A 19,012-nucleotide genomic window follows, 5' to 3' on the forward strand; every position below is an offset into this window, starting at 1 on the left:
TATATCCAAACTTAGCTAAATTTGCTTTGAAATGCAATTTTAATTCGGACTCAAACAGAACAAATAGATAACATCAATTACATTATTGAAATATTATTCTGAAATACCCGTAGTTCATCAAATAAACGAGGTAAATATCCCCTTTAAAGTACCTCGATCTCAGTTCCGTCCATCAGCGGATGACCGGTACACAGTAAGATCCGTCCATTCTCCATCTCACGGTCCGTTAGCACTTCGTTGTAATCCATTCTCACTTTTCCTTTGGAACATTGTGCAATACAGGTACTGCACATGCCAGACTTACAGGAATAAGGCAGTTTAATTTTATGTTCAAGCCCTACATCCAGAATAGACTTATTGTAGGGAATCTCCAGATGATAAGTCTCACCTTGAAAACGTAATTTGATCCGATAAGAGGTCGTATCGATCACCCTTTCAGATTCATCGTCATCATCTTCTTCATTTTCGGGTAATAAGAACGTTTCTCTTTTGATCTGATTCGCATCAAAGCCCATTCCCAAAAGCGTGAAACGACATAAATCCATATAAATCACCGGCCCACAGGTATAGCATAATGCGTCCTCTTTTGGGCCCACGAGATGATCCCTGACAATGGAAAGAATATAATCCCTATTCAGACGGGCTTTCATCAGATATTTACTGTTGGAATAAATCCACACAATAGTGAGGCGGTCCGGAAATTGTCGGGCCCACTCCTCCAATTCCTCCCGAAAGGGCGCCTGGTCAGCAGATCGATTACTGTACACCAACACGACCTTTGACTTCTCTTCAACAAGGAGCGCCGTTTTAAGAATCGAATACAGAGGTGTTATACCAATGCCGGCAGCGAATAGAAATAAAGTCCTTACTTTATATTGTTCGGGCTCATAGGTAAATAATCCTTGCGGCTCCATGGCCTGAACGATATCACCTTCGGCAACAGTGTGATGAAGCAACCTCGAAATTTCGCCATTTTCCACACGTTTTACAGTGATACTTGGTGGCTCGTTATAATCTGGGGAACTATTAAAAGAGTAAGAACGACGCACCTCCCGATCACCAAATAAGAAGGAAAGCGTAATAAATTGACCAGCTTTATAAGGAGGATAGTCGCCATTAGGAGATTCCAGCTGAAAAGTAATATTATTATTGGGCTGAGGAATTATCTTTGCTATTCGTAATGCGTACATAAACCAAATATACTGTCGAATTTTGGCTTACACAAATGAAAAAACCGGATTCGAAAGCGGCTTTTTAAGATGCGCTATATAACAATTTTGTTGTATTACAATTGACAGACAATTCTCGTACAATATTTGTAGAATTTCACGTTATATTTATATCAAAACTAATCATAATAAGATTATATGCAAACACGCAGAAACTTCCTTCAAAATGCAGCAAAAGCCACATTGGGCATTGCTGTATCTGGATCAATATTACAAGATATTGCTTCCGCGAAAGAAACTGAATTAGATGCCGCTACGTTAAAGTTTTCCCAAGTCGAGTTACCTTTCAGTTATGCCGCATTGGAGCCCAATATTGACGCCCTGACGATGGAAATCCATTATACAAAGCACCATATGGCCTATATCAATGCCGTCAACGAGGCCATTGTTGCCGAATCAATCAAAGAAACTTCCGAAGAGCAGCTTTTAGCTAATATATCCAAATATTCCGCGAAAGCCAGAAATAATGCAGGTGGTGCCTGGAATCACAATTTCTTTTGGGAAAGCCTGTCCGACAAAACAAGCCAGCCTTCGGAAAAATTGTTGACCATGATCAACAAGACCTTCGGTTCAATCGACAAATTCAAAGAGCAATTTGCCGCGGCAGCAACCACGCGTTTTGGTTCGGGATGGGCCTGGTTGATCCTCGACGATTCAGGAAACCTGAAAATAACGTCTACGCCAAATCAGGATAATCCATTAATGGATGTTGCGGAAGTAAAAGGTATCCCAGTTTTGGGTCTCGACGTTTGGGAGCATGCTTATTACCTGCATTATCAAAACAAAAGAGCGGACTATATCAAAAATTGGTGGAACGTCGTCAACTGGAAAAAAGTAAATGAGCGAATAGCTTAACATAAAAAAGCTCGATCTAACGATCGAGCTTTTTTATGTTATATAATCCGTCACCAAGATCTACTATCCCAGCACAGCTTTCAGTTTGTTTACCTGAAAATCGATCAGCTTTTGAAGCGGCCCCGTAGCGATCATTTTCATCATCATATTTAAATCTGCATCAATCACAAAAGTCGCTTTCGTCACCGTATCTGATACGGCCTGCAGTTCCCAGCGTAAGGTAACCTCAAATGGTGCCTTTTCAGAAGGAATGAGCTTAATTAATTCATTAGCTACCCGTTCCTCAACTTTTAACGCCAATTTCGCCATATTTTGAATGGTAAATCGGGCTTCGTCTGCTGTTGAAGACCAGTTGTAGATATTTTCGGGCATTAACTGCTCATGATTATTGAGATCAGTTAAAAAAGCAAATACTTCGCCAACGCTCCTGTTAATTTCTGTGGTATTCTGAATAGTGGTCATAACGGTAAATTATCGATCTTTATTGAAAGTTTTCCCCCCATCCGGCAGGGTTCAATCTCCACTTTTTCAAAATTTCAACATCTTCTTCCAATACATAGCTATTCTCAGCTGCGACCTGAATCAGTGCATCGTAGTTACATAAACTGAAATAAGGACATTTTGCATCTGCAAAATTATCTGTCGCTTGTTGCAATCCATAAGTAAATATGGAAACCAATCCAACAACATTACAACCTGCTTCGCGCAACGCTTTTACTGCGATCAGACTGCTTTTACCAGTTGATATTAAGTCTTCAACCACAACGACCCGCTGGCCACTAACAACTTCGCCTTCAATCATATTTTGACGACCATGATCTTTTGCTGAGCTTCTAACATAAGAAAATGGCAGGCCTAAATCCTGCGCTACTAACACACCTTGTGGAATGCCCGCCGTAGCAACTCCAGAAATCATATCTACTGATCCAAACTCTTCTTGAATAAGCTTAGAAAGCTTCTGACGAATATACGTGCGTATCGCTGGATGAGATAAAGTGATACGGTTATCACAGTAAATTGGAGACTTCCAACCCGACGCCCAAGTAAAAGGACTTTTAGGTTGCAATTTTATTGCTTTAATTTGCAATAAGGATTCAGCAACTTTTTGTTCAACCTCATTTAAATTATTCATGGCGCAAATTTATAAAATTTATATGAACGAAACCCTGCTAATTTTAGCAGATTTTGTTCCCTCGAAAACTAAAAACACGCAAACAATTAGTATTCAAGACATTGAACTTCAAAAACTTTTCAAACAATCTGAAATTGACAAAGTTCCGAAAACATATCTCTATGTTAATAGGGATTTCGAAACAGTATTTCAAAATTTAAAAAGTAAACTTAAAATCATCAAAGCAGCTGGCGGATTGGTCAAAAACGGTGATGGAGATTACCTTTTTATTTACCGTCTAGGCAAATGGGATCTTCCGAAAGGTAAAGTTGAGGACAATGAAAAGATGAAAGAAGCCGCGGTACGGGAAGTAGAAGAAGAATGCGGTATTAAAATAAATTATTTAGGTAAGAAGATAACCACATCGTACCATACCTACTATTTACGTAACGGAGAGTTTGTATTAAAGGCAACCAATTGGTATGAAATGGGCGTTAATAAAGTTCCGAAATTGATTCCTCAAACAGCTGAAGATATTACAAAAGCGGAATGGCGTCACGTGGACCAATTTGATGAAGTACGGGCCAACACCTATCCCATTATAGAAAACCTCATCAAAAAGCTTAAATAGGCCGCCTTTTGAGGTTCATTTGACAGTAATCCGAGAGATCATTCTTATTTTTATCGTATGGAAAATATAACAGGAAAAAGGGCCTTAGTTACAGGTGGGGCAAAGGGATTAGGAAAGGCTATTGCTATTGCATTGGCTAAAGAAGGTGTCCATGTAGCGATTACAGGCAGAAACGAAATTGCGTTGAAACAAACCGTTGCCGAACTGGCTGAATTTGGGACACAGGTTACTTATAGCGTATTTGACGTATCTGACAACACTGCCGTGCAACAAGGAGTTAAAAGTCTCAATGAAACCTTCGGCTACTTTGATATTTTAATCAACAATGCGGGTATATCTTCCTTTTCTTCGGTGGTGGATATGGACGTGAATGATTGGACAGCAATTATTAATGTTAACCTGTTGGGAACCTATTTTGTTACAAAGGCTATCCTGCCGCAACTTATTGAAAAAAACCAAGGTGACATTGTGATGGTATCTTCTACCGCCGGATTGAATGGGGCGGCTACCACCTCAGCCTATAGCGCTTCAAAATTTGGCGTTATTGGATTCGCTGACTCCTTGATGCGTGAAGTACGTAAAAACAATATCCGGGTATGTACACTGATGCCAAGTACCATCGCTTCGGATATGTCGAAAGATCTTGGCCTCACGGATGGTGATCCAGAAAAGGTATTACAACCCGAGGATTTCGCAGAACTAATTATTGCGAATTTAAAATTACCGCGAAGAGCGATGTTAAAATCTGCCTCCTTATGGTCCACAAATCCGTAAAATTCAATATTTCGAAGCTTCATAAATTTAGAAGTTCGCAATAAAACTATTAATTGTAATCACCAATCTTCCTGGACAGCCCCCTGTCCAGGATAAGAAAAAAATTATGAGTGAACTATTTTCATCAATAAACATCGGTTCTTTACATTTGAAAAACCGCTTAGTCGTATCCCCCATGTGCCAATATTCAGCTAAAGATGGTTTTGCAAACAACTGGCACCTTGTTCACCTGGGTCAGTTCGCTACCGGAGGTGCGGCGGCAATCATACAGGAAGCAACAGCCATTGTTCCTGAAGGCAGAATCAGCTACGGAGACCTTGGGATATGGGATGATCAGCATATCGAAAAACTACGGGAGATAACAACATTCATTAAGGAAAACGATGCAGTTCCGGGCATTCAGCTTGCCCATGCAGGCCGCAAAGCAAGCAGCAATAAACCCTGGCTGGGCAGAGGTCAATTTGCCCCTACAGACCCGCTAGGATGGCAGACTGTCGCTCCATCCGCACTGACTTTCCATTCGGGAGATTATGTCCCACAGGAACTTAAAATAGATGAAATTGAAGACTTGATTGAGCAGTTTGGACGAGCTGCAAAAAGGGCAATTCAAGCTGGCTACCAAATCATCGAACTCCATGCTGCACACGGCTATCTCATTCATCAGTTTCTCTCGCCACTGAGCAATATACGAACCGACAAATTTGGTGGTTCTTTTGAAAATAGGATTCGTTTTTTACTGGAAATCATTAGACGGGTAAAACTGGAAATAACAACCCAAAGTTTATGGGTACGGATCTCGGCCACAGATTGGGCTCCGGATGGTTGGGATCTAGACCAATCCATTGCACTATCACGGTTTTTGACTGAAGAAGGAGTTGAAATCATTGATGTATCGAGCGGTGGAGCCGTTTCCCATCAAAAAATTGACCTTGGCCCAGCATATCAACTTCCATTCGCTCGAGCAATCAAAGAAAAAACCGGAAGCAAAACTGCCACTGTAGGGCTTATTAAAACTGCGGCCCAAGCCTCAGACATTATTGCACAAGAACAAGCCGATCTCATTATGATTGCAAGGAGCTTTTTGGATGACCCACATCTCCCACTGCACTTTGCCAAAGAATTATCCGTAGATGTCCCTTGGCCAAAACAGTACGAAAGAGCAAAATAAGATGAAACTAAGCTTAAACAAAATACACCATATTGCCATCATATGCAAGGATTATCAGCGGTCAAAAAAATTTTATACCGAAGTCCTGGGACTGGAAATTTGGCAGGAGCATTATCGGGTAGAACGCGATTCATATAAACTGGATTTAAAACTTAAAGATACGTACATCATCGAACTGTTTTCCTTCCCTACCCCACCTACCAGACCTAGCTTTCCCGAAGCGGCTGGTTTAAGACATCTCGCTTTTGAAGTCGATAACCTGAATGCGGAAATACATAAATTAGAGCAGGCAGGCATTACACATGAAGGAATAAGAATTGACGAACTAACACAAAAAAGGTTCACTTTCTTTACCGATCCCGATCAGCTTCCGATAGAACTGTATGAGCGATAAAAACAAAAAAAGCGTTGATAAAAATCAACGCTTTTTTATGCTATCGTAAATGCAATATTACAATTTACGTTTTACTTCTACTTGTTCGTAAGCCTCTACAATATCCCCGACCTGAATATCGTTGAAACGGTCAATATTCAAACCACACTCGTAACCTTGTGCAACCTCTTTCACGTCGTCTTTAAAACGTTTCAGGGATGCCAATCTACCTGTATGGATAACAACGCCGTCTCTGATTATGCGGATATCATTATTTCTATTGATTTTACCTTCTCTAACCATACATCCTGCAATGGTACCCACTTTAGAAATTTTGAATGTTTCTCTGATTTCAACCTCAGCAACAATTTTCTCTTCAAATTTCGGTGCCAACATACCTTCCATCGCAGATTTGATCTCTTCGATTGCATCATAGATGATAGAATATAAACGGACGTCGATTTGTTCATTCTCAGCAAGTTTACGTGCATTTTGTGTTGGACGAACTTGGAAACCGATAATGATCGCATCAGAAGCCGAAGCCAATAATACATCTGACTCAGAGATCGCACCTACTGATTTATGGATAATATTTACTTGGATTTCATCCGTTGACAATTTCAATAATGAATCTGATAAGGCTTCAATCGAACCATCCACATCACCTTTCACGATAATATTAAGCTCCTTAAAGTTACCGATAGCCAAACGACGACCGATCTCATCCAAGGTAATATGTTTCGTTGCACGCATACCTTGTTCACGTTGTAACTGTAGGCGTTTGTTTGCGACAGTTCTAGCTTCAGACTCACTTTCAAGAACATAAAGCTTATCCCCTGCTGTAGGTGCTCCGGCCATACCCAATATCTGTACCGGTACCGAAGGACCAGCCTCCTTAACGCGTTCACCTCTTTCATTGGTCAAGGCTTTCACCTTACCTGAATGAGAACCCGCCAAAATTGGATCTCCAACACGAAGTGTACCACCTTGGATTAACACTGTAGTTACGATACCACGACCTTTATCCAAGGCTGCTTCAATCACCGAACCAACAGCACGTTTTTTAGGATCCGCTTTTAAATCCAACATTTCAGCTTCTAAAAGAACTTTTTCTAAGAGAAGATCAACGTTTTCTCCAGTTTTTGCAGAAATCTCTTGTGCTTGGAATTTACCGCCCCAATCTTCAACTAAGATATTCATTGCAGAAAGCTGTTCACGGATTCTATCCGGATTTGCACCAGGTTTATCCACCTTAGTAAAGGCAAATACAATTGGTACGCCAGCTGCTTGAGCGTGATTGATCGCTTCTTTTGTTTGTGGCATGACTGCGTCGTCCGCCGCAATAACGATAATGACGATATCTGTTACTTTCGCACCACGTGCACGCATTGCCGTAAAGGCTTCGTGACCTGGTGTATCTAAAAATGTAATCTTACGATCATCATCCAACTTCACGGCATAAGCACCGATATGTTGTGTGATACCACCAGCCTCGCCAGACGTAACGTTGGCTTTACGGATATAATCCAACAAAGATGTCTTACCGTGGTCAACGTGTCCCATCACTGTAACAATTGGCGCTCTAGGCACCAAATTCGCCTCAGTATCCGCTTCTTCCAGTTCCGCAGTTTCCTCATCTTCAGGTTTAATAAATTCAACTTGATAGCCAAATTCATCTGCTACAATAGTCAAAGTCTCTGCATCAAGGCGTTGATTGATGGACACAAACATCCCTAAGCTCATACATGTAGCGATAATCTGGGTAACCTGAACGTCCATTAAATTTGCCAGCTCATTCGCCGTAACAAATTCTGTGACGCGCAATACCTTTGCCATCAATTCTTGCTCCATTGCTGCTTCTTCGGCATGTTGCGCAACATCATCACGTTTTTGACGTCTTAATTTCGCACGTTGTGCAAATTTACCAGATTTACCAGCACCACTTAAGCGGGCAAGTGTTGCTTTGATTTGATCTTGGATTTCTTTTTCAGAAGGCTCCTCTTTATTTTCAACAGGTCTTCCTTTTCCTCTATTATCAAAACGGCCATGTTGAGGTCTTGCACCTCCTTGTCCCGGTCTAGCTGGATGTTGGTTGTTTCCACCTTGTCCTGGTCTACCCGGATGCTGGTTGTTTTGTCCCGGACGGTTGTTCGGATTATTGTTGTTTCCTTGATTGCCACCTCTGTTTCCTTGTTGGTCACGATTGTGGTTATTATTTCCATCACGGGGGCCACGATTTTGGTTGTTATGACCTTGACCTTGTCCCGCATTCGGATTTACTGGACCATTTGGATTCGTGCGTTTCCGCTTACGTTTCTCATTATTTCCAGCATTTGAAGATGATGCCACAGGTTTGTGGGAAGGTCTTGCAGAAGGCAATTCAATCTTACCAATTACTTTAGGACCTGTCAATCTTTCTGCACGTGCAGAAATGATATCGTCTCCTTCTTTTTTCACAGGCTCCACTTTTGGAGTTACTGGTACAGCAGCTTTAGGCGCTGTTTCGTCTTTTTTCTTTTCTTCTACCTTCACAGGTTCGGTTTTTGTCTCTACAACCGGAGTTGCTTTTACTTCAGTTTTATCTACTTCAGGTTTAGGAGCTTCTGCCTTAGGTGTCACGACTTCGGTTTTTTGCTCAATAACCTTTGGTTCTTCTTTTTTAGGCTCGACGACTGGCTCTCTGACTTCAGCCCCTTTATTCTCGATCACTTTATCTACCACTTTAGGCTCCGCAGGTAAGTCATTCGCTACTTTAGGCTCCTGCTTATTAGGTTCCTCTTTTTTAACCTTGTTTCCCCCTCTATTTAGGGCATCAAGATCTATTTTGCCTACCACTTTCATTCCTCCTTGATGAACAGGTTCATCTGCTTTGGCAGGAGCGGATTCTTTGGCAGATGGGATTTCTACCGTATTTTTAACCAAAATCTCCTTTGGTTCTTCATGTTCTTCAAAATCCTCATTTCTAGATGACTCTTTAGGAGAAGCGGACGGCGACTCTTCACGACGAATTTTGCCAATAACAATTTGTTTAGCTTCATCTTTCAGTGATTTGTCTCCCTGAAACTCTTTTAACAGCACACCATACATCTCTCCGCTCAATTTAGTGTTAGGCTTTGCTTCTACATCATATCCTTTTTTCACTAAACATTCTACGGCAGTATGTATCCCGATGTTGAGTTCCTTTGCTGCTTTAAGCAAGTTTGTTCCTTTTCCTTCAGTCATCTATAATATAAACTATTTTAATATAATTACAAAAATATGTTTTTTTCCATCCATAAACAATTTATTCCGAACGTTAGATAGAAAAAAATTAGCAAGCTGAATTTTATTCAAATTCAGCCTGCAATATGCGTACGATATCACGGATGGTGTCTTCTTCCAAATCGGTACGTCTAACCAGCTCTTCTTCACTGAGTGATAGTACAGATTTTGCAGAGTCCAAGCCAACACGTTTCAATTCGTCAATAACCCAGCTTTCAATTTCGTCGCTGAATTCCTCGATATCCACATCCTCATCAAATTCATCATTCTCTCTGTAAACATCAATCTCGTAACCAGTCAGTTTGCCGGCCAATTTAATATTGTGTCCACCACGACCGATTGCCAAAGAAACCTGATCCGATTTTAAATATACAGCAGCAGTTTTATTTTCCTCATCAATCTTAATCGAGCTAATGCGGGCAGGGCTCAATGCACGGGCGATATACAGGGAATGATTTGTCGTAAAATTGATCACGTCAATGTTTTCATTACGCAATTCACGCACAATACCATGAATACGAGATCCCTTCATACCCACACATGCACCAACGGGATCAATACGGTCATCATAAGATTCCACAGCCACTTTAGCGCGCTCACCAGGTTCGCGGACAATTTTCTTAATGGTAATCAGACCATCAAAAATCTCAGGTACTTCCAGTTCAAATAAACGTTGTAAAAACGCTGGGGCTGTACGTGAAATAATAATTTTAGGATTGTTGTTCATCATATCGACCTTGTGAACAACAGCACGAATACCATCACCTTTTTTGAAATAATCCGCTGGGATTTGTTCAGATTTAGGTAAGATCAATTCATTACCATCCTCGTCCAATACCAAGATTTCTTTCTTCCAGATTTGATAAACCTCACCGATGACCAACTCACCTTCTCTATCTTTATATTTTTTAAAGACTTCGTCTTTTTCCAACTCTAATACTTTCGACACCAGTGTTTGACGAGCAGCTAAAATAGCACGACGTCCAAAGCTTTCTAATGTGATCTGTTCGATAAAATCATCCCCTACTTCCAAGTCCTCATCGTGTTTTCTTGCTTCTGCCAACTCAATTTCGAGATCATCATCCTCAGAAAATTCATCTTCAACAACGACACGCGTTCTCCAAATCTCTAAATCCCCATTATCTGGATTCACGATAACATCCACATTTTCATCCGTACCGAAACGACGACGGATCATACTACGAAAAACCTCTTCTAATACTGTAATGACCGTAGGTCTATCGATATTCTTAAACTCCTTAAACTCCTGAAAAGAGTCTATCAGATTGATGTTGCTGTTACTCATTATTTTTAAAATGAAATTACCACTTTTGTTGCTTTTATTTGATCAAAAGGAAGTTCTTTTTCCACCTCTTGCGCTTTTTTACCTTTTTCTTTTACTTTTTGAAGAATGTTAATCTTGGTTGCGTCTACCGTCAATAAAGTTCCCTCAATTTTTGTATTATCGTGCAACTTGACCTGTACAGTACGACCTATATTTTTTTGATATTGCCGATTATTGACAAAATTTGAATCTATACCAGGAGATGAAACTTCCAAACGATAAGCATTATCGATCACATTTTCTTCTTCTAAATGGAAACCGACATGACGACTCACTTGTGCACAATCATCAATATTAACACCGTTATCCCCATCTAAGAGAATTTCCAAAATCTTATTTGGAAGCATCTTTACACTAACAATAAACAAATCCTCGCGATCTGCTATTTTTTCTTCTATAAGTTCGATAACTCTTTTTTCTACATCTTGCATTGTTCTGCTGCCTAGAATGCTAAATTAATTGTATTAAAAAAAGGGGGCAATACGAGCCCCCTTCCTTTCAGATATGCAAATATAGTATTTTATAAAATAAAAAACAAATATCCCATCTACAGCAGCACTATTTTTTCTATTATTTTGAATTATCAACGACTGCATTAATTGTCTTTTGCATCTGAGCCATCATGCTGGTCAATGTTTCCATCGTCGGTTCAGGAGTTGGTTCCGGCAGTTGGGTGCTAATAAAAGCTTTCGCCTTCCATACCTCAAGAATATCAGGAGTCTCAACCCAGTATGGTTCGTAAGTTTTATTATCAGAAACAAGCTTTAAACCTTTATCTTCTTTAAATTTAAATGCAATCCGCTTATAAACCACCCCCTCCTCTCGAGACACGACTACATAAGTATGCCCTGGTTTTATATCATGCCAATTTTCGACATATTCCGCTACAATAATAGATCCAGATGGCAGGGGCAACATCGAATCTCCTTTAATCTCAAATGCCCGAAAAGTCCCCTGACCAAACATTGGTAGCGAAAATTTTGGAAGCTCGGCCACATACTCGGGATCACCATATCCATTTAAATAACCCGCACTTGCTTTAATGGGCACGAGCTCAATGTTTTCACGATCATTCCCGTCAACAGTTACACTCAATACCCGAAGGTTCGAAGCATTGCTTTTAGGTATAGGCTTCCATTTATCATCAATCACATCATTCGCCAACTCATCCATGGTTAACCCATAAAACTCGGCAATTTTTTTTAGCAATTCATATTTAGGTTCCGCTCTATCCTCTTCATAAGCACCGACAGAAGCTCGCTTAATCCCCATAATATCAGCAAATTGCTGCTGCGTAATTTTCTTTCCTTTTCGAAGGAATTTCAAGTTGGATGAAATATTTGACATATTATTTTTCAAAAATATTTTGCAAAAACTAAATTTATTAGTATTATTGTGCCAATAAAATTAGTAAATAAAATTTAAACATCCAAATAATTTAGCATTATGAGCAATTTTATTGTATATATATTAACTGACAACAACAGAAGACACTTTGAAATCAACTTCACCTCCAATATATTGAGCACTGTATTGGAACTCCAGCAGACCAATAGCTTTATTTTCCAACAGGGCGCCAATTTAAATAGAATTATTTATTCTGAAGCCTTTACGGAATTGTCCTGCGCTAAAAAAAGAATGAACGAATTACAGCATTTTACACATATGCAAATCGAGCGAATTATTCGTAAAAATAATCCAAACTGGAATAACCTATACCCGCAACAACAGCAGTCTTACATCAAAAGAAACAGCAGTTATGCAGCCTAATAAAATATAATAAAAAAAGCTACCTAATATTCATTAGATAGCATTTATCTTAAATCCAAAACAGGATAAACTGTTAACCAACTTTACGCAAACTACAGATTCTCCGATGTACCCAAATTTTCGCTGACACCGTCCTCATTTTGGTTGCGTTCCGCATTTCCCTCTGTCGATTCTTCCTCAGGTCCAATAAAATCTTCATCCATTTGCTCCTCAACACTTGTCGAATCGCTCTGTTCTGGTTCAGGATCACTATAACGCGGGGTTTCACATTTGTAGGATTTTGTAATTTCAACGGTAGGTTCGGGGAACTTACCCTGCGTGTACCCCAATTGTCTATCTTTATAAACAGATTCCAAAAACACGCCAAATATAGGTAGGGCCGTACGTGAGCCTTCTCCTGTGTGTGAATTTTTGAAATGTATACTTCTTTCATCACATCCCACCCAGATTCCAGTGACCAAATCCTTTGTTACCCCCATATACCAGCCATCAACATATTCCGACGAAGTACCAGTCTTACCGCCAATTTGATTTTCATTATCAAAAAGGTCCCACTCCCATAATCCCTGCGAGGTACCTCTCGGCTCTTCCATCCCACCCCGCAACATATAAGTCATCAACCAAGCATCCTGTTTATCAACCACTTGTTTACGTTCTGCCTGAAAAGTAGCAATGACATTCCCATCATGGTCTTCAATTTTAGAAACCAGTACCGGAGTAACCCGCTCACCATGGTTCATCATCGTAGCGTAACCGTTGACCATCTCAAAGACCGATACATCATTAGGTCCCAACCCAACCGATGCTACCGGATTAAGCCTACTCGTAATACCACAACGCTGTGCAGCATCCACAACTTTTGCTGGCGTGACCTTATCAGTCAACTGAACAGTCACTGAGTTAATAGACCGAGCCATTGCATGACGCAACGACATCTCACGGTATGAAAAATTCCAATCTGCGTTTTTCGGTTCCCACACTTCAATGGAATCCCCCTTATCAATCTTAATTGTAACAGGCTTATCCGTAATCTTATCACAAGGTGCCATGCCCGATTCGAGGGCTGCTAAATAAACAAAAGGTTTAAATGTAGACCCTGCTTGTCGTTTCGCCTGCATCACATGATCATATTTGAAATATTGGTGGTCTATACCACCTACCCAAGCTTTAATTTCACCCGAGTAAGGATCCATCGACATCATCCCCGCATTCAACATCATAGCATAATATTTCAGAGAATCCATCGTAGACATCTCCTTCTCGATCTTACCATTGTCCTTCCAATTATAGACCTCCATTTTTTTCTTCTTATTCAGAAAAAAATTGATACTGTCTGGACTATTCGCATATTTCTTACTCAAAAATGCATAATAAGGGGTTTTCTTAGCCAAATTCTCCAAAAAGTTCGGAAGCACTTTTCCAGAAAGATCCCGCCAAGGTTCTTGACCTGCCCATGTATTATTTAAACGTTGCTGCAACTCAGCCATCTGCTTTGCAACAGCCTCTTCTGCATGCTTCTGTAATTTAGAATTAATGGTTGTGTAAATTTTTAAACCATCGGTGTAGATATCGTAATTATTCTCCTCCGACCATTTTTCTAACCATTTAGCAACAGCAGCTCGCAGATATGAATCCCCTCCAGCGTTCACATCTCGATTATTGGCGTTCAAAACGATCTTTTCTTTAATCAATGCATTATATTCTTCTTTTTTTAGAAAGCCACTCTTATGCATTTGACTCAATACCGTATTTTTACGATCAAATGCCTTCTCAGGATTTCTTATCGGATTATATAAGGTTGTTCCTTTCAACATACCAATCAAAACAGCAGCTTCATTTTGGTTCAGCTGATTAGCTCCTTTTGAAAAATATCGCTTCGCAGCGGTTTCTATACCATATGCATTATTACTAAAAGAAACCGTATTGAGATACATTTCTAAAATCTGGCTTTTACTATATCGTTGCTCTAGTTTATAAGCAGTCATCCACTCTTTAAATTTCGTAATGACCAATCCGGCAACAGGCAAACGTGTCAAAAATCCTCCTGCCTTATTATAACGAGTACGGTAAAGATTCTTTGCCAATTGCTGCGTAATCGTACTTGCCCCACGCTTATCCCCTTTTAAGGTAGAGACTATACCTGAACCGAGTCCAAGAAAATCAACACCATTATGCTGATAGAAACGTACATCCTCCGTCGCAATAAGCGCGTTGATAACAGTTTTAGGAATACTGTCAAAAGGAACAGGATTTCTATCCTCATCAAAATACCGTCCTATCAGTACGCTATCGGCAGTATATAACTCTGTCGAAATATTGACACTAGGCATAATAATATCTTTTTTAGTGGGTGAATAACCAAAAAGCCACAAAAAATTGAGCTGTATGGCACAAACCAAAACAACAACAAAATATATTGCAATAAGGAGATAACGAAGAATCCGATTCTTTATACGTCTAAACATAAATGGAAATTTATCTTATAATCAACATATTGAATCAGCAAAAGGTTTTACCCTCGCTCAATATGCGCCTACATGTGTTCAGGGGCTAAATATACAACTAAATACATCTCCCTAATCAACTATTTACATTTTTTAACAATAAAAAATAAGCCTTTAATTTGAACAAACTCTTTCGCGAAAAACGGTCAGTAGCAATACTGTCATACTCGATTTGCAAAATTAACATGCGAAAAAATTGAAGGAGGACTTTGTTTAGATCAATAAGTTAGCCGATGCTTCCACAAATATTATACCTACTTTTGATTTAATATCTATTTTATTTTAAAATAATAATGATATTTGTTTAAATTTAGATGTAAACTAGTCAACTATTAGCATGTTAAAACAGACATTACAACAAAAGCTATTACAAAAACTGTCTCCACAACAAATTCAATTTATTAAATTGTTGCAGGTACCAACAGTTTCATTAGATGCCAGAATAAAAGAAGAATTAGAGGAAAACCCTGCATTAGAAGATGGTAGCTTGACTAATATGACCGATCCAATCGAAGAGTACCCCGATAAAGATCCGGATGACAATTTTGATAATGAAGAGAGCTTTGATTCAGATGACTTCAGCTTAGAGGACTATATACAGGAGGATGATTATAAAGACTATGGAAATGGATACGATTATGGTGATGACGATGATGAACGAAAAGAAATGCCTGTTGCCATTCAACATTCCTTCTACGAGCAGCTGCAACAACAATTAGACCTCCTTGCCTTAGATGATAAGCATTTTCTAATCGGCCAGCAAATTATCGGAAGCCTTGATGACGACGGTTACCTACGACGTCCGATCATAAATTTGGTAGACGATCTAGCTTTTGGTCAGAATGTGATGACTGACGAACACGAAGTATTGGAAATGTTAAAAATAATCCAGGACTTCGAGCCAGCAGGGATTGGGGCCAGAGATCTACAAGAGTGTCTTTTGATTCAGTTACAAAAGAAAGATGCGAACAACCCAACGATCAAACTCGCCATTAAAGTGGTTGCCCATTATTTAGATGAATTCACAAAAAAGCATTACGATAAGCTTGAAAAATCCCTAGGGGTTTCTCCTGAAGATTTAAAAAATGTGGTGAATGAAATTCTAAAGCTCAATCCCAAACCAGGTGATTCCGGAGCAGTGGCAGGCAAACAGCTTCATATCATTCCCGATTTTCATATTAGCAACAACGATGGCATTCTTCATTTAACCCTAAACGGACGTAATGCACCAGAACTTCGTATAAGCCGGGACTATCAACACATGTTTGAACATTACGAAAAGTCTGATCAAAAAGATAAAAAAATGAAAGAAGCGGTACAGTTTGTCAAACAGAAACTCGATTCGGCAAAGTGGTTCATCGACGCCATCAAGCAGCGCCAACAAACGCTCCTCAAAACCATGAATGCAATAATGGAATATCAATACGATTACTTTCTTACTGGTGATGACCGCAAACTGAAACCCATGATCTTAAAAGATATCGCAGACAAAATAGACATGGACATCTCTACCGTCTCCCGCGTAGCGAATTCGAAATATGTACAGACTGAATTTGGAACATTTCTATTAAAATCGTTTTTCTCTGAAGCCATTCAAACAGACTCTGGAGAGGAGGTTTCCAATAAGGAAGTTAAGAAAATATTGGAAGAATGTATCGCCAAAGAAAACAAGCGCAAACCGCTGGCTGATGAAAAATTAACCGAAATTCTTAAGGAAAAAGGCTATAACATCGCCCGCCGAACGGTTGCTAAATACCGAGAGGCATTGAATATACCCGTCGCAAGATTACGAAAAGAGCTCTAAGAGCTCTTTTTGTTTTACCCAATAATCAAATCTAAATTAAGAATAGTATCTTTGTGCCTGAATTAAATAAGCATTAAGGAATGAGCAAAGTAAAAGTTGGAGTTGTACAGATGAGCTGTACCGCAAGCAAACAAGAGAATCTCGAAAAAGCAATCGCTAAAGTAAAAGAAGCCGCTGCAAAAGGTGCGCAAATTGTGTGTCTGCAAGAACTCTTTACCTCTTTATATTTTTGCGATGTCGAAGACTATGACAATTTCGCCCTGGCTGAATCTATCCCCGGCCCGTCTACAGACGCCCTATCCGCTGTTGCGAAAGAAGCAGGAGTCGTTATTATCGCTTCATTATTTGAAAAAAGAACTGAAGGCCTTTATCATAATACGACGGCCGTATTAGACGCTGACGGATCCTATTTAGGCAAATACCGTAAAATGCATATCCCTGATGATCCGGCATTTTATGAGAAATTCTATTTCACCCCCGGCGATCTAGGTTATAAAGTATTTAAGACAAGATTTGGTCGAATCGGGATATTGATCTGTTGGGATCAATGGTACCCTGAGGCATCCAGAATTACAGCATTGATGGGCGCAGAAATTCTGTTCTACCCAACAGCAATTGGCTGGGCTACAGATCAGGACGAAGAAACCAATAAAGATCAATACAATGCATGGCAAACCATTCAACGTTCTCATGCTGTCGCAAACGGTGTACCTGTGGTATCCGTTAACCGAGTCGGATATGAACAAGATGGTGCCATGAAATTCTGGGGTGGCAGCTTTGTGACAAATGGACAAGGCAAGTTATTGTACCTGGCCTCCCATGACAAGGAAGAAATTGAAGTCATCGAATTGGATCTAAGTGAATCTGACTATTTCAGAAAACACTGGCCTTTTCTACGTGACCGTAGAATCGACACGTATTCCCCAATCACCAAACGTTTTATTGACGAAGACTAGTAGTTAATCATATTGGCCATTTTAATTTGTGATTCATGAAAAGAAGAACAGATTAAAATGGCTTTTTACATTATAAAGCATGGAACAAGAAAGTACTTTCACTCAGGCATATTTTGACAATTCTCCAAAAAAACAAGGTTTCACATTCCCCCCTGAATGGGCAAAACAAGAAGCTATGTGGTTGAGCTGGCCGCATAAAGAGGAATCTTGGCCCGGAAAAATTGAAACCATATACGCGCCTTATTGCGAATTCATTAAAACTGTTGCTGCTGGGCAAAAAGTAAGAATTAATGTAGCTAACGAAGACATGAAGGTGTTTGCGATCACAGAATTGAAAAAAGTAACAGTTGATTTTAGCAATATTGAATTTTATTTCAATCCAACTAATGATGCTTGGTGTAGAGATCATGGTCCTGCCTTCCTTGTCAATCAACATTCAAATACAAAAGCCATTATTGATTGGGGCTACAATGCCTGGGGCGGCAAATACCCCCCCTTTGATCTCGATGACGTTGTCCCTACACGTATAGCAGAGGAGTTCGATCTCCCTCTATTCACGCCTAATATCGTGATGGAAGGCGGTTCTGTCGAATTTAACGGCGCTGGAACCGTTATGACAACAACAGCATGTTTGCTCAATGAAAACCGAAACCCTGATTTCACAAAAGAACAAATTGAGACTTATCTAAAAGAATTCTATGGGCAAGACCAGGTACTGTGGTTAGGGGACGGGATCGTCGGAGATGACACAGACGGCCACATTGACGACATTACACGTTTTGTAAATGAAAATACAGTTTTAACTGTTGTCGAAGAAAACCCTGAAGATGAAAATTATGCGATCCTTCAAGAGAATTTGGAAACACTCCGTTCTTTCAAATTATTAAATGGTGAACCGCTTAATATTGTCGAACTTCCTATGCCTGCACCGGTAATCTATGAAGACACCAGACTGCCAGCATCATACGCTAACTTCTATATTGCAAACGATGTTGTGGTTGTACCAATTTTCAAGGATGCCAATGACCAAAAAGCATTAGATATTATCCAAGGCTGCTTTCCGTCGCGAAAAGTAATAGGGATTAATTCAGTAGACATTATCTGGGGACTGGGTAGTTTTCATTGCTTGAGTCAGCAAGAACCGGCGCGCAGCTAAAGATAAAATAAATATTACAGGAAAATGCTTCATTTATATGCAATGAAGCATTTCTTTTATAGCTTAATTAATACG

At 39.8% G+C, this 19,012-nt stretch carries 17 protein-coding genes; 9 read left to right on the forward strand and 8 right to left on the reverse strand.

Annotation, left to right across the window (positions count from 1 at the left end):
- Positions 1–143: 143 nt before the first annotated feature.
- Positions 144–1,190, reverse strand: a complete 1,047-nt coding sequence (locus HPC41_RS14055) for a ferredoxin--NADP reductase (protein ID WP_172394605.1) — start codon at positions 1,188–1,190, stop codon at positions 144–146.
- 177 nt (positions 1,191–1,367) lie between these two features.
- On the opposite strand from HPC41_RS14055, the gene HPC41_RS14060 reads away from it, so the two are divergent.
- Entirely contained in the window at positions 1,368–2,084 is a 717-nt protein-coding gene (locus HPC41_RS14060) for a superoxide dismutase (RefSeq protein WP_172394606.1), read from the forward strand.
- 63 nt (positions 2,085–2,147) lie between these two features.
- Here HPC41_RS14060 and HPC41_RS14065 read toward each other — a convergent pair whose 3' ends face one another.
- Positions 2,148–2,546 carry an SRPBCC family protein gene (locus HPC41_RS14065; protein ID WP_172394607.1) on the reverse strand — a complete coding sequence of 133 codons (399 nt, stop codon included), beginning with the start codon at positions 2,544–2,546 and terminating at the stop codon, positions 2,148–2,150.
- Between the two features lie 19 nt (positions 2,547–2,565).
- On the reverse strand, positions 2,566–3,216 hold the full coding sequence (gene pyrE, locus HPC41_RS14070; protein ID WP_077435452.1) for an orotate phosphoribosyltransferase: 651 nt from the start codon (positions 3,214–3,216) through the stop codon (positions 2,566–2,568).
- 22 nt (positions 3,217–3,238) lie between these two features.
- Between pyrE and HPC41_RS14075 the strand changes: the two genes are divergently transcribed.
- From HPC41_RS14075 to gloA2, 4 genes are all read left to right on the forward strand, one after another.
- A complete protein-coding gene (locus HPC41_RS14075; protein ID WP_246250653.1) occupies positions 3,239–3,826 on the forward strand; it encodes an NUDIX domain-containing protein in 588 nt (195 codons plus the stop codon).
- Between the two features lie 57 nt (positions 3,827–3,883).
- Positions 3,884–4,600, forward strand: a complete 717-nt coding sequence (locus HPC41_RS14080; RefSeq protein ID WP_172394609.1) for a 3-ketoacyl-ACP reductase — start codon at positions 3,884–3,886, stop codon at positions 4,598–4,600.
- A gap of 106 nt (positions 4,601–4,706) precedes the next feature.
- The gene (locus HPC41_RS14085) at positions 4,707–5,768 is read left to right on the forward strand and encodes an NADH:flavin oxidoreductase/NADH oxidase (protein ID WP_172394610.1); all 1,062 of its coding nucleotides are present in this window, start codon (positions 4,707–4,709) and stop codon (positions 5,766–5,768) included.
- A 1-nt stretch (position 5,769) separates the two neighbouring features.
- Positions 5,770–6,162: an SMU1112c/YaeR family gloxylase I-like metalloprotein gene (gloA2, locus tag HPC41_RS14090; RefSeq protein WP_172394611.1), complete on the forward strand. Its 393-nt coding sequence runs from the start codon at positions 5,770–5,772 to the stop codon at positions 6,160–6,162.
- A gap of 57 nt (positions 6,163–6,219) precedes the next feature.
- Here gloA2 and infB read toward each other — a convergent pair whose 3' ends face one another.
- The 4 genes from infB to HPC41_RS14110 form a co-directional block, all read right to left on the reverse strand.
- Positions 6,220–9,363, reverse strand: a complete 3,144-nt coding sequence (gene infB / locus HPC41_RS14095; protein ID WP_172394612.1) for a translation initiation factor IF-2 — start codon at positions 9,361–9,363, stop codon at positions 6,220–6,222.
- Between the two features lie 103 nt (positions 9,364–9,466).
- Positions 9,467–10,708 carry a transcription termination factor NusA gene (gene nusA, locus HPC41_RS14100; RefSeq protein ID WP_104382659.1) on the reverse strand — a complete coding sequence of 414 codons (1,242 nt, stop codon included), beginning with the start codon at positions 10,706–10,708 and terminating at the stop codon, positions 9,467–9,469.
- Positions 10,709–10,713: 5 nt separating this feature from the next.
- Entirely contained in the window at positions 10,714–11,178 is a 465-nt protein-coding gene (gene rimP / locus HPC41_RS14105; protein ID WP_172394613.1) for a ribosome assembly cofactor RimP, read from the reverse strand.
- A gap of 139 nt (positions 11,179–11,317) precedes the next feature.
- Positions 11,318–12,094 carry an XRE family transcriptional regulator gene (locus HPC41_RS14110; protein WP_172394614.1) on the reverse strand — a complete coding sequence of 259 codons (777 nt, stop codon included), beginning with the start codon at positions 12,092–12,094 and terminating at the stop codon, positions 11,318–11,320.
- Positions 12,095–12,193: 99 nt separating this feature from the next.
- Here HPC41_RS14110 and HPC41_RS14115 point away from each other — a divergent pair, with 99 nt between their 5' ends.
- The gene (locus tag HPC41_RS14115; protein ID WP_172394615.1) at positions 12,194–12,517 is read left to right on the forward strand and encodes a GIY-YIG nuclease family protein; all 324 of its coding nucleotides are present in this window, start codon (positions 12,194–12,196) and stop codon (positions 12,515–12,517) included.
- Between the two features lie 92 nt (positions 12,518–12,609).
- Here HPC41_RS14115 and HPC41_RS14120 read toward each other — a convergent pair whose 3' ends face one another.
- Positions 12,610–14,982 carry a penicillin-binding protein 1A gene (locus HPC41_RS14120; RefSeq protein ID WP_172394616.1) on the reverse strand — a complete coding sequence of 791 codons (2,373 nt, stop codon included), beginning with the start codon at positions 14,980–14,982 and terminating at the stop codon, positions 12,610–12,612.
- 376 nt (positions 14,983–15,358) lie between these two features.
- Between HPC41_RS14120 and rpoN the strand changes: the two genes are divergently transcribed.
- The 3 genes from rpoN to HPC41_RS14135 all read left to right on the forward strand — a co-directional run bounded on the left by rpoN (position 15,359) and on the right by HPC41_RS14135 (position 18,937).
- A complete protein-coding gene (gene rpoN, locus HPC41_RS14125; protein ID WP_172394617.1) occupies positions 15,359–16,825 on the forward strand; it encodes an RNA polymerase factor sigma-54 in 1,467 nt (488 codons plus the stop codon).
- Between the two features lie 80 nt (positions 16,826–16,905).
- Complete coding sequence (locus HPC41_RS14130) at positions 16,906–17,781, forward strand: carbon-nitrogen hydrolase (RefSeq protein WP_172394618.1); 876 nt, start codon at positions 16,906–16,908, stop codon at positions 17,779–17,781.
- 79 nt (positions 17,782–17,860) lie between these two features.
- Positions 17,861–18,937 (forward strand): agmatine deiminase family protein, encoded by a 1,077-nt coding sequence (locus HPC41_RS14135; protein WP_172394619.1) that lies wholly within the window; start codon positions 17,861–17,863, stop codon positions 18,935–18,937.
- The last annotated feature ends 75 nt before the right edge of the window (positions 18,938–19,012 follow it).

This window comes from Sphingobacterium prati, from assembly GCF_013167215.1.
GTDB lineage: Bacteria > Bacteroidota > Bacteroidia > Sphingobacteriales > Sphingobacteriaceae > Sphingobacterium > Sphingobacterium prati.